The sequence below is a fragment of the Allobosea sp. AAP35 genome (genome assembly GCF_001295925.1).
Lineage (GTDB): Bacteria > Pseudomonadota > Alphaproteobacteria > Rhizobiales > Beijerinckiaceae > Allobosea.
Genome location: NZ_LJHQ01000047.1, coordinates 1 through 11,924 on the forward strand (window position 1 = coordinate 1; position 11,924 = coordinate 11,924).

Annotated in this window: 9 protein-coding genes and 1 tRNA gene; 8 read left to right on the forward strand and 2 right to left on the reverse strand. The window is 65.4% G+C overall.

Annotation, left to right across the window (positions count from 1 at the left end):
* Positions 1-59: 59 nt before the first annotated feature.
* On the reverse strand, positions 60-1,229 hold the full coding sequence (locus IP69_RS15825; RefSeq protein WP_054143806.1) for a homoserine O-acetyltransferase: 1,170 nt from the start codon (positions 1,227-1,229) through the stop codon (positions 60-62).
* Between the two features lie 287 nt (positions 1,230-1,516).
* Here IP69_RS15825 and IP69_RS15830 point away from each other — a divergent pair, with 287 nt between their 5' ends.
* The 4 genes from IP69_RS15830 to IP69_RS15845 all read left to right on the forward strand — a co-directional run bounded on the left by IP69_RS15830 (position 1,517) and on the right by IP69_RS15845 (position 4,800).
* On the forward strand, positions 1,517-2,371 hold the full coding sequence (locus tag IP69_RS15830) for a chorismate mutase (RefSeq protein WP_054143807.1): 855 nt from the start codon (positions 1,517-1,519) through the stop codon (positions 2,369-2,371).
* A 162-nt stretch (positions 2,372-2,533) separates the two neighbouring features.
* A complete protein-coding gene (hisC, locus tag IP69_RS15835; protein WP_054143808.1) occupies positions 2,534-3,652 on the forward strand; it encodes a histidinol-phosphate transaminase in 1,119 nt (372 codons plus the stop codon).
* Complete coding sequence (locus IP69_RS15840; protein WP_248306861.1) at positions 3,649-4,599, forward strand: prephenate/arogenate dehydrogenase family protein; 951 nt, start codon at positions 3,649-3,651, stop codon at positions 4,597-4,599. The genes hisC and IP69_RS15840 overlap by 4 nt, the downstream gene beginning before the upstream one ends.
* A 125-nt stretch (positions 4,600-4,724) precedes the next feature.
* A tRNA-Thr gene (locus IP69_RS15845) sits at positions 4,725-4,800 on the forward strand.
* A 76-nt stretch (positions 4,801-4,876) separates the two neighbouring features.
* Here the strand turns inward: IP69_RS15845 and IP69_RS15850 are convergent.
* On the reverse strand, positions 4,877-6,097 hold the full coding sequence (locus IP69_RS15850) for a DUF6035 family protein (RefSeq protein WP_156323496.1): 1,221 nt from the start codon (positions 6,095-6,097) through the stop codon (positions 4,877-4,879).
* 377 nt (positions 6,098-6,474) lie between these two features.
* On the opposite strand from IP69_RS15850, the gene IP69_RS15855 reads away from it, so the two are divergent.
* The 4 genes from IP69_RS15855 to IP69_RS15870 all read left to right on the forward strand — a co-directional run bounded on the left by IP69_RS15855 (position 6,475) and on the right by IP69_RS15870 (position 11,755).
* Positions 6,475-8,100: an amidohydrolase gene (locus IP69_RS15855; RefSeq protein ID WP_054143810.1), complete on the forward strand. Its 1,626-nt coding sequence runs from the start codon at positions 6,475-6,477 to the stop codon at positions 8,098-8,100.
* Between the two features lie 193 nt (positions 8,101-8,293).
* Entirely contained in the window at positions 8,294-9,238 is a 945-nt protein-coding gene (locus IP69_RS15860) for an ABC transporter permease (RefSeq protein ID WP_054143811.1), read from the forward strand.
* Positions 9,231-10,118 carry an ABC transporter permease gene (locus tag IP69_RS15865; RefSeq protein ID WP_054143812.1) on the forward strand — a complete coding sequence of 296 codons (888 nt, stop codon included), beginning with the start codon at positions 9,231-9,233 and terminating at the stop codon, positions 10,116-10,118. Before IP69_RS15860 ends, IP69_RS15865 begins: the two co-directional genes overlap by 8 nt.
* 47 nt (positions 10,119-10,165) lie before the next feature.
* Positions 10,166-11,755: an ABC transporter substrate-binding protein gene (locus tag IP69_RS15870; protein WP_197279911.1), complete on the forward strand. Its 1,590-nt coding sequence runs from the start codon at positions 10,166-10,168 to the stop codon at positions 11,753-11,755.
* Positions 11,756-11,924 lie beyond the last annotated feature (169 nt).

Here is an 11,924-nt window from a genome sequence, read left to right on the forward strand (position 1 = left end):
CCCCCACCCCAGCCCCCCCCACCGCAAGCGGGGGGAGGGAGAAAGGTCGGGCTTCCGCATCAAATCCCCCGCGCCCTTGCCGCAGCGCCGATAAAGCCGCGCGTCGTCGCGAACAGGTTGGGCTCCTCCAGCAGGAAGGCGTCATGGCCCTTGTCGCTGTCGAGTTCGACGAAGGAGACCGAGGCGCCCGCCGCATTCAGCGCATGCACGATCGCGCGGGAATCCGACGTCGGGAACAGCCAGTCGGAGGTGAAGGAGGCGACGCAGAAGCGCGTCTTCGTGCCCGCGAAGGCCTTGGCCAGCACGCCGTCATGATCGGCGGCGAGATCGAAATAATCCATCGCCCGCGTGACGTAGAGATAGGAATTGGCGTCGAAGCGCTCGACGAAGGACAGTCCCTGATAGCGCAGATAGCTCTCGACCTGGAAATCCGCGTCGAAGGAGAAGGTCGGCGCCTCCCTATCCTGCAGCTTGCGGCCGAATTTGCGGTGCAGAGCCGGCTCCGACAGATAGGTGATATGCGCGCCCATTCGCGCCACGGAGAGCCCCTTTGCGGGGCGCGTGCCCTCTTCGAGATAGCGCCCGCCGCGCCACTCCGGATCGGCCATGACAGCCTGCCGTCCGACCTCGTGGAAGGCGATGTTCTGGGCCGAGTGCTTCGCTGCGGTGGCCAGCGGCAGCGCCGAGAAAACGCGGTCGGGATAGCTCGCCGCCCATTGCAGCACCTGCATGCCGCCCATCGAGCCCCCGGCGACGCAAAACAGGCTCTCGATGCCCAGGCTGTCGATCAAATGCCGCTGCGCCCGCACCATGTCGCGGATCGTCACCATCGGAAAGGACAGGCCCCAGGGCTTGCCGGTCTCGGGGTTGGTCGAGGCCGGCCCGGTCGTGCCGGTGCAACCGCCGACGACATTGGCGCAGATCACGAAGAAGCGCTCGGTATCGACCGGCTTGCCGGGGCCGACCATCGCCGTCCACCAGCCGCCCTTGCCGGTGATCGGATTGCGGCTCGCGACATGCTGGTCGCCGGTCAGTGCGTGGCAGACGAGGATGGCGTTGGACTTCGCCGCGTTCAATGTCCCATAGGTCTGGTAGGCGATCTGCCAGTGATCGAGCGCGACGCCGCAATCCATCAGCAGCGGCGTGTCGGGACCGAAGCGCGCGACCTCGCTCGAAGGTTCGTTGGCTTCCTTTACCGGATCGACCAGCCTTGCAGAAAAATCGCTCATTCTTGTCCGCTTCGACGGGTCGTTTGTCTTGCCGGTCTTCTTGTTTGAAAGATAGAACCCTAGCGATGCCGCGACGCGTGCGTCATGTCAACGCGGCGTTGCGTCCGCGGCTTTGCCAAGGGCTGGTTGCGGCGCTAAGAGCCTAATCCAACCCTCAGCCCTCATCCTGAGGAGCAGCCTTCAGGCTGCGTCTCGAAGGATGCTCCAGAGCGTGCTGGATCATCCTTCGAGACGCCGCTTCGCGGCTCCTCAGGATGAGGGCTGTCCCTCGCAATTGCGCTGCCATCATGACCGAAGCCGCTCCGACCACGCTCGCTGCGCCCACGACCCTTGCCGATCTGCGCGCCGGGATCGACCGTATCGATGCGCAGATGCATGCACTGCTCATGGAACGCTCCGAGATCATCGAGACGCTGATCTCGGTGAAGAAGACGCAAGCCTCGGGCTCGGCCTTCCGGCCCGGCCGCGAGGCCGACATGATGAAGCGCCTGGCGCTGCGCCATCAGGGCCTGCTGCCGCTCGACACCATTGAGGGCATCTGGCGCATCATCATCGCCACCTTCACCTATGTGCAGGCGAATTACGCGGTTCATGCCGACGTCTCGGGCGGCGATCCGGCGATGCGCGATTCCGCCCGCTTCCATTTCGGCTTCACCGTGCCCTTCGTCACCCATGAGGATGCGCGCGCGGTGATCCACGCCGTGGCGGAGTCGGCCGGCGATCTCGGCATCTTCCGCATGGACCAGGGCGCCAGCGCCGGGATCTGGTGGCGCGATCTGATCGGCACTGATGCCCCCAAGATCATCGCGCGGCTGCCCTTCATCGAGCGGCCCGACCATCCCGCCGGCACGCCGGTCTACTGCATCGCCAAGCCCCTGGCCGACGCTGCGGTGCGCGAGATCGTGCTCTACGCCGCCCGCGTCGAGCGCTGGTCTGAAAGCCTGCGCTCAGGGCTCGCCCAGCATCTCGCCGAGGTCTCGGCTTCGGCGGCGGACGGCTCGCATCTCTCGCTTTTGGTTGCGGCCTCCGGCGAGGTCGACCAGGCCGTCATCCGTCAGTCGCTGGAACCCGCTGGCCTGAGCGATTTCGCCGAGATCGGCAGCCACGCCGCCCGCTTCGCCTTCAAACCCGTCCGTTCGTAAGTCCGACCATGTCTCTTGCCTGATCCACCACCGTCATCCCGGACGAAGCGAAGCGGAGCTCCGGGATCCATCATAGAGCGCGGTGCCCTACGATGGATTCCGGGTCTCCCTCCGGTCGCCCGGAATGACGGGGAGGGTTGTAAACACCGAAAGCCTGTCACCATGTCCGCAGCCATCCGCCCCATGCCCCGCCCCGGCGTCCTCGACATCGAGGCTTATGTCCCTGGCAAATCCGCCGCACCGGCTGGCGTCAAGCTGCATAAGCTGTCCTCTAACGAGACGCCGCTGGGCCCCAGCCCCAAGGCCGTCGAGGCCTATGGCAGGATCGCCAGCAAGCTCGAACTCTACCCGGACGGCTCCTCGACAAAACTGCGCGAGGCCATCGCCGGCCGCTACGGGCTGGATGCCGGCCGGATCCTCTGCGGCACCGGCTCGGACGAACTGCTGCAGCTCATCACCAAGGCCTATCTTGGCGATGGCGACGAGGGCATCTTCACGCAGCACGGCTTCCTCGTCTACCGCATCGCGATCCTGGCCGCCGGCGGCAAGCCCGTCGTGGTCGACGAGACGAACTTCACCGCCGATGTCGACGCGATCCTCGCGGCGGTAACGCCGCGCACGAAAATCGTCTTCCTCGCTAACCCCAACAACCCGACCGGCACCTACATCCCCTTCGACGAGGTCAAGCGCCTGCATGCCGGGCTGCCGTCGGATGTTGTCCTGGTGCTGGACGCGGCCTATGCCGAATATGTCCGCCGCAACGACTATGCGTCCGGCCTCGAACTCGTCGCCGAGAGCGAAAACGTCGTGATGACGCGCACCTTTTCGAAGATCTACGGGCTGGCCAATCTGCGCATCGGCTGGATGTATGGCCCCGCCCACATCATCGACGCGCTCGAGCGCATCCGCGGCCCCTTCAACGTCAATGGCGCGGCGATCGAGGCCGGTGCGGCCGCCATCGCCGACGAGGCCCATGTCGCCGCCGCCATCGAGCACAACGACACCTGGCTGGCCTGGACCACGGCCGAGCTGGAAAAGCTCGGGCTGACGGTGACGCCCTCGGTCGGCAACTTCGTCCTGATCCATTTCCCCACGACGCCCGGCCGGACCGCAAAGGAGGCCGACGCCTTCCTGACGCAGCGCGGCCTGATCCTGCGCGGCGTCGGCTCCTATGGCCTGCCGGGCGCCCTGCGCATGACGATCGGCACCGAGGAGCAGAACCGGCTCGTGGTCTCCGCGCTCACGGAATTCATGAGCGGCGCGATGCCGGCGGGGGCATGATGGCGCCCGTCCAGGAGAGCTTCGCCCCGCGCCGCGAGGAGCCGGTCTTCGCGCGTCTCGCGATCATCGGCATCGGCCTGATCGGCTCGTCCATCGCCCATGCGGCCAAGCAGCTGAATCTCGCCGGTCGCGTCGTGCTCTATGATCGCGACGAGGCCGTGCGCGATCGCTCCCGTGAACTCGGCCTCGGCCACGAGATCGCGGAAACCGCCGCCGGCGCGGCCGAGCACGCCGATCATATCATCCTCTGCGTGCCGGTCGGCGCCTGCGGCGCGGTCGCGGCCGAAATCGCGGCATCGCTGAAGCCCGGCGCCATCCTCTCCGATGTCGGCTCGGTGAAGAACGCCGTGGTCGAGGCGGTCCTGCCGCATCTGCCTGACGGCGTGCATCTCGTCCCGGCCCATCCCGTCGCCGGCACCGAGAATTCCGGGCCCGATGCCGGCTTCCCCAGCCTCTTCCTCAACCGCTGGTGCATCCTGACGCCGCCGGATGGCACGGATGAGACGGCGATCGCTCGTACCCGCCAGTTCTGGGAGGGCATGGGCGCGATCGTCGAGATCATGAGCGCGAGCCATCATGACCTCGTGCTGGCCGTCACCAGCCATCTGCCGCATCTGATCGCCTACAACATCGTCGGCACGGCGGAGGATCTGGCGGCGGTGACGCAGTCGGAGGTGATCAAGTTCTCCGCTGGCGGCTTCCGCGACTTCACGCGCATCGCGGCCTCCGACCCGACGATGTGGCGCGACGTCTTCCTGCACAACAAGGATGCGGTGCTGGAGATGCTCGGCCGCTTCAGCGAGGATCTGGCGGTGCTGACCCGCGCCATCCGCTTCGGGGACGGCGAGACGCTGCACAAGCACTTCACCCGCACCCGCGCCATCCGCCGCGGCATCGTCGCGCTCGGCCAGGAAAAGCCCGAGACAGAAAAGCTGCGCAAGGACTGACCAAAGCAGGGGCTGGCCAAAAGCCAGGACTGCGACGCGAGGACTGAAAAAGCCGGACTTTCCGGCGCAACCTCGAAGCCTTCGCCTTGCCAAGAATCGGCCGGGCTGGTAGAGCCTCCCGCGTCGCCGCTTTAGCTCAGCTGGTAGAGCACCTCATTCGTAATGAGGGGGTCGGGGGTTCGAATCCCTCAAGCGGCACCATTTGTTTCACTATTTTTGGGCGGCTTCGACGTTTCGCGTCGAGAGCACTCCGTCTGGAGCAATCTGCGTTCCGGAATCAGCCTGAACGGCTAGATGATGCTTGCTCGGGCTTGCTGAGATCCCAATCCGGGAATAGGGCGTCCCTCATCAGCCCTATCGGACTCAAGCGTCCCCACTCCGAAACGCCGCTCGTTCTCAGTTCATCCTTCGCCCTGGCCAATGCGTTTTGCATTGATGTCCGAGCTAGAAGACGCGGTTGCCAGCGCTCTATAGCCATTCGCACGAGAGAGGCAGCGCGGTACCCACCGTTGTTGTTGAAGTTGTTGGCGATCGAGATCAGCTGAGGATGGCCGGACCCGGTGACAAAGCCGGCCTCAAGAGAAATTAGGAGCCGGACGAGCGCAAGCATGCATTCACCAGAGCTGCTGCGCTCAAACGGTGGAAGCTTGGCCCTTGCCGCCAGTTCGTTGAGCATCCCGAAAGGATCGATCTTTCCGGGGCCGCCATACGATGAACCTTTGTACTCTTCGATCCATCTTCGCTTGAAGTCGTCCGACCACCGCACCGGGCGGGCCAAGGCGGCCGCCTCTGCAATGGTCACGACGCTCGCTTCCCACGGCTCTGCGTGCCCAGCCCCCAGGAATGTCCAGACGCGCAAGCGGAACACGCCATCGCCCCGGCTTAGCGCGACGATGTCGCTATCCAGAGAAAACAGAGAGCCGCTTTGGTCTGCTACGATGTCGCGGACGGACGCGCGCATCGGCCCCCTCGGATCGAAGTTTCGCATGACCCAGAGCAGGCAGGCCCCTGAGCGGTCGTAGAACGCCCGGCGCCCGTTGATGCCATGCAGAGTGATCGTGGCGAGCTGCGCCTCCAGGACGACCCGATTGCCGTTGCAGTTGAACTTGACGTCGGGAAACCGGCCATAGGGAAACTCGTCGCGCATGGCGTCGGTCGGCGCCTCATAAGCGCCTAGCTCGACCCCCTCGACCGATGCATCGCTTTCAGCGAGGCCGGCCAGTAGCCTCACGAGGTCCTTATGCGCGTCGCCCTCTTGGCGGCCATGGAAGATCCGTGCGCTGATCTGATCAGGGGTGAGCTTCCGCTTTCGTTCAAGCGGGCACTCATCGGCGCCTCCTCGCAGGTGCGTCCAATAGTGGCGGCCGTGCTTGGCGGTCGGCGCGTGCGGGTAGAGCTTCTGACCGCAGGCCGGGCATGAAAAACGCAGCGCCTTTCGTGAAATCGTATCAGCGGATGCCGTCGCTTGCAGGCGTACCGTCGAGCGTGCGTCGCTCATGATGGTGCCTATCTCGTCAGCCGATATCCTGCCGTCGCGCTCCAGGTCCAGTGCGTACGGTATAAGAAGCTCGCGTCGCATACGCAGAGCCTGACCCATGTGTTCAGTTGGAGCAAGCTGCCCAAGTACACCTAATGTGAGACCTTCAACGGCTAAAACACAATGGCGTACAGCAACGCTCCCAGCGCCACTGAACTCTCAAGCGGCACCACTTCCTTATCTACCCCAGCGTCATCTCACCGAGCCTTACTCAGCGAGCGAGCACGCGCGATGCTGCCCATCTCTTCATCGCCGCAGTGGCGCATTTTGCTGCGCGCGCTCCGATTGCCCGGGCATTTTTTTGATGTCATGAATTGGTTCCCGGAGGAACTAATTCCATGCCTAGCCTGCCCCATGCCGATCTCGTTCTCCAGAATGGCCCGGTCTATCTCGGGCTGAAGGAGGGCTACGCCTCGGCTGTCGCGCTCTGGGCGGGCAAGGTTCTGGCGACCGGAACGCCGGCCGATATGGCGCCGCTGATTGGCCCGGGCACGAAGGTGATCGATCTCGCCGGCCGCATGGCGACGCCCGGCCTCTACGAGGCGCATCTGCATCTGCTGCCGCTCGGGCTGACGATGAAGGAACTCGATATCCGGCCGCGCTTCGTGCGCACGCTGGACGGCCTGCTGGAGATGATCGCGCAGGCGGCCGCGAAGGCGAAGCCCGGTGAATGGATCCTGGCGCGCGGCTACGACCATTTCGAACTCGACGTGAAGCGCCACCCGCATCGCACCGAACTCGACGGCGCCGCGCCGAACAACCCGGTCTACATCGTGCGCGCCTGCGGCCATCTCTCGGTCGCCAACTCGCTGGCGCTGAAGCTCGCGGGCGTCGATGAGACGACGCCGGTCCCGCCCGGCGGGGCGATCGAGCAGGTCAATGGCGTGCTGACCGGGCTGATGGCCGAGAACGGCCGCGATGCGATCAAGAAGGTCATTCCCGATCCGACCGACGAGGAACTCGTCGCAGCGATCGAGCGGGCAGGGCGCTACTGCAATTCCTTCGGCATCACGTCGGTCATGGATGCCGCTGTCGGCATGCGCTCGCAATACCGCGAGGTCGCGGCCTATCGCACGGCGCAGCGCACGGGCCGCCTGCCGGTGCGCACGAATATGTGCCTGCTCGGCGGGCATAACGGCATCGTCGAACAGTGCTTCGCCGATGGCCTGGTGACGGGGGCGGGCGACGACTGGCTCAGCGTCGGCCCGGTCAAGATCTTCACCGACGGCTCGGCCGGCGGCAAGACGGCGGCGATGAGCCTGCCCTATCTCGGCGAACCGGAGACCAAGGGCATCTTCTGCCTGACCGACGACGAGATGGACGCGCTGACCCGCGACTACCACGCCAAGGGCTATCAGCTCGCGGTGCATGCCATCGGCGATGCCGCCATCGAGCAGACGCTGAACGCGATGCAAAACGGGCTAAACGATCACCCCGATGCCGACCGCCGCCACCGCATCGAGCATTGCGGCTTCAATTCGAAGGAGCAGATCGCCCGCATGGTCCGGCTCGGCATCGAGCCCGTGCCGCAGCCGGTCTTCATCTATGATTTCGGCGATCTCTATCTCTCGGTGCTGGAGGCCGAGCGCGTCGACGCCTGCTATCCGATGCGGGACTGGATCGAAGCCGGGCTGAAGCCCGCTGCCTCCTCCGATGCGCCGGTCTGCGATGCGAATATCTGGCCCAACATCTACACCATGCTGACCCGCAAGACGGCGCGCGGCACGGTGATCTCGCCCGACCAGACCCTGACGATCGACGAGGTGATTTCGGCCTACAGCGAGTTCGGCGCCTATGTGAACCGCTGCGAGGACAGCCGCGGCCGCCTCCTGCCGGGCATGGCGGCCGACGTCGCGATCTTCTCACGCGACCTGTCCAGCGCGACGCCGGAACAGCTCTTGCACGAGACGCGCTGCGACATGACGATCATCGCGGGTAAGGTCGTGTACGAGGCGGAAGGTTGATGGTGGTTGTGTTGCCGTATCCCAGCAGAGCACCGGAAACGCCGCGTCATCCCGGACAAGCGGCCGCAGGCCGCGCTGATCCGGGATCCATCATAGGGCAGCGTCGCACCTTACGATGGATCCCGGAGCTTCGCTTCGCTGCGTCCGGGATGACGGAGTGTTTCGGCATTACACCGATCAGCGTCGTCGGCCCATGCTGAACCACATCGCCCAGCGCCTCGCCATGTCGGTGCCGGTCCTTCTCGGCGTGCTGCTGTTCGGCTTCCTTTTGCTGCAGCTCGTCCCGGCCGATCCCGCCGCGATCGTCGCCGGCCCGATGGCGAGCCCCGAACTCGTCGAGCAGGTCCGCAAGGATCTCGGCCTTGATCGTCCCGTCTACATCCAGTTCGGCATCTATCTGTCGCGCGTGCTGCAGGGCGATCTCGGCGTCTCGCTGATCTCCAACACCAGCGTCATCGCCGAACTCGGCGAGGCGATCGGCCCCACCGCGGAACTGATGTTCGCCTGCTTGGTCTGGGCCGTGCCGCTCGGCATCGCGCTCGGCACCATCGCTGCGGTCTTCCGCGGCCGCCTGCTCGACCGGATCGTCATCGCGATCTCGGTCGCCGGCGTCTCGACCCCGGTGTTCTTCATCGGCCTGATCCTGATGCAGTATATCGGCTACCAATGGGGGCTCCTGCCCTTCATCGGCCGCGGCGGGCCGCTCTGGAGCCTGGAGGGCCTGGCCGCCATCGCGCTGCCGGCGCTGACGCTCGGCCTCGTCTTCATCGGCCCGATCGCCCGGATGACGCGCACCGCCGCGCTCGAGGTGCTCAGCGCCGACCATGTCCGCACCGCCCGCGCCAAGGGCCTGTCGGAACGCGCCGTGGTGCTGCGCCATGTGCTGCGCAACGCGCTGATCCCGGTCGTCACGCTGATCGGCCTGCAGGCCGGCTATCTTTTGGGCGGCGCGGTCGTCACCGAGACGATCTACTCGTGGCCCGGTGTCGGCCGGCTCGCGGTTGGCGCCATCCTCGCGAGCGATTTTCCGCTGGCGCAGGGCGCGATCCTGGTGCTGGCGCTGGCCTTCCTGATCATCAATCTCATCGTCGACATGCTCTATGCCGTGCTCGATCCGCGGGTGGACAAACATGGCTGACATCGCCGTCACCGCACCCGTCGCAAGCCGGCCGCTCGCCGCTTTCGGACGCCGCATCCTGCGCGACAAGCTCGCCCTGCTTGCCGCGATCATCCTTCTTTTCATCGTTCTGGCGGCCCTGTTTGCGCCCTGGCTCGCCCCCTTCGACCCCTACAACACCACGCGCCGGCCCTTCATCCCGCCGATCTGGAGCGAGGGCTCGCTGCCGCAATACTGGCTCGGCACGGACGGGCAGGGCCGCGACATGCTCTCGCGCCTACTCTACGGCACGCGGCTGACGCTGGTGATGGGCCTGGCCTCGATCGTCATCGGCGGCGGCCTGGGCGCGCTGATCGCCTTGCTCGGCGTCTACTATCGCCGGCTCGACCCCTACATCATGCGCGCCGCCGACATCCTGCTCTCCTTCCCGGCGATCCTGCTCGGGCTGGCGCTGGCGGCCGTCGTCGGGCCGGGCCTGACGGCGATCGTGATCGCGCTCTCGATCGCGACCATTCCCGATGTCGCGCGCATCACCCGCAGCGCCGCCATCGTCATCATGGGGCAGGACTATATGGAGGCCGGCCGCGCCATGGGCCTGCCCGACCGCATCCTGATCTGGCGCTATCTGGCGCTGAACTGCCTGTCGCCGGTCTTCGTCTTCATGACGCTGCGCTTCGGCCAGATCATCCTGATCGGTGCGGCCTTGTCCTTCCTCGGGCTCGGCGTGCGGACGCCCGAGGCCGAACTCGGCATGATGGCGTCGTTGGGCCGCGATGCGCTGTTCTTCGCGCCGCATATCTCGCTTTTGCCGAGCCTCGTGATCATCGCCATCGTGCTCTGCGTCAATTTGCTGGGAGATGCCCTGCGCGATCTGCTCGATCCGCGCATGAGGAACCAGTGAGGCACCCAACCGTACCGCTCGTTTCAAAACAAAAGGGGAGAACGATCGTGAAGCATCTGACATCCATCGCCACCGGCGCCCTGATGGGCCTTGCGGCCCTGGCGGGTCCCGCCTTGGCGCAAGGCTCCAACACCAGCCTGACCATCGTGCGTGAGGTCGACAGCGACCGCTACGACCCGCACCGTTCGACCGCGCGCGCGGCCTCCGAGGTCATCTTCATGATGGCCGACACGCTGGTCTCGCTCGACCACGACATGTCGACGATCAAGCCCGGCCTCGCGACCTCCTGGATGGTGTCGCCCGACGGCAAGACCTACACCTTCAAGCTGCGCGACGACGTTTCTTTTTGCGACGGCAAGAAACTGACGGCGCAGGACGTCGCCTATTCGATCAAGCGCTGGGTCGATCCCGCCACGCGCTCGCCCGTGCGCTGGCGCGCCGGCAAGGTCGAGGATGTCGTCGCGGTCGACGACACCACGGTCGAATACAAGCTGACCGCGCCTTTCTCGGAGCTGCTCTACCAGCTGACCCAGAGCTTCGCCGTCATCGTGGACAAGGCCAATGTCGAGGCGCTCGGCGCCGATTTCGGCGTCAAGGGCTTCAACGGCACCGGCCCCTATTGCTGGGGCGACTGGAAGCCGCGCAACGAGTTCCGCCTGAAGAAGCACGCCGCCTACAAATGGGGCCCGCCGATCTACGAGAACAAGGGCGCCGCCCAGATCGAGGAGATCGTCTGGCGCATCGTGCCGGAAGAGAACACCCGCCTCGCCGCCGTGATGACCGGCCAGAGCCAGGTCACGCAATATGTTCCCTATTCCGGACTGTCGCAGATCCGCGCCAACCGCAACCTCAAGCTCGTCGAGTCCAAGGAAGCGTTCTGGACCTATTTCGTCGGCTTCAAGATCGACAAGGAAGGCGTCAGCGACCCCGCGGTGCGCAAGGCCATGGTCATGGCGGTCGATCAGAAGGCCATCGCCGACAACCTCTATTTCGGCGAGGTCGAGCCGGCCTATAGCTACATTTCCAGCGAGGCGCTCGACTGGAACAAGGCCGTCACTCCGATCAAGACCAATGTCGCCGAGGCCAACAAGATCCTCGACGCGGCGGGCTGGATGAAGGGTTCGGATGGTTTCCGTGCCAAGGACGGCAAGAAGCTCTCGCCGATCGCCTATGGCTTCACCGGTTCGACCTGGCAGAAGCTGATGGAGGCGATCCAGGGCGATCTGCGCAAGATCGGCGTCGATCTCCGCGTCCAGCTGTTTGATGCCACCATCGGCTGGGGTAAGCTCGCGACGCAGGAATTCGATATGTTCGGGATGAGCTTCCCCTATATTTCGGCCGGCGACGCGCTGAACCTCTACTTCCCCTCGGCCAATGCCCCCACGCCCAACCGGATGAACTGGAAGGACGCCGAAACCGACGCGCTGCTCACCAAGGGCATGACCGCGCTCAACGACGCCGATCGCGCGGCTGCCTATGGCGAGGTTCTCAAGAAGGTGCATGAGGCAGCGGTCTGGCTGCCGCTCTATCACGAGCCGATGAAGATCGCGGCCTCGGCGCGGCTCGCCCCCTTCAAGGCCCACAACATCTATGGTTGCGGGCTGTACAAGGGGCTGGATCTGAAGTTCGTGCGCTGACGTTCTCTATGCAGTGAGGCGCGGGGAACCCCTCTCCCGGAGGGAGAGGGGTAGGGGAGAGGGGTCGGCCCCTCGACCAGCTAAGTGGAACCCGCCCGCGCGTCGGTTCAGGCCAACGAGTTCTGGCCGACCCCTCACCCTGCCCTCTCCCTATGGGAGAGGGTTCCCC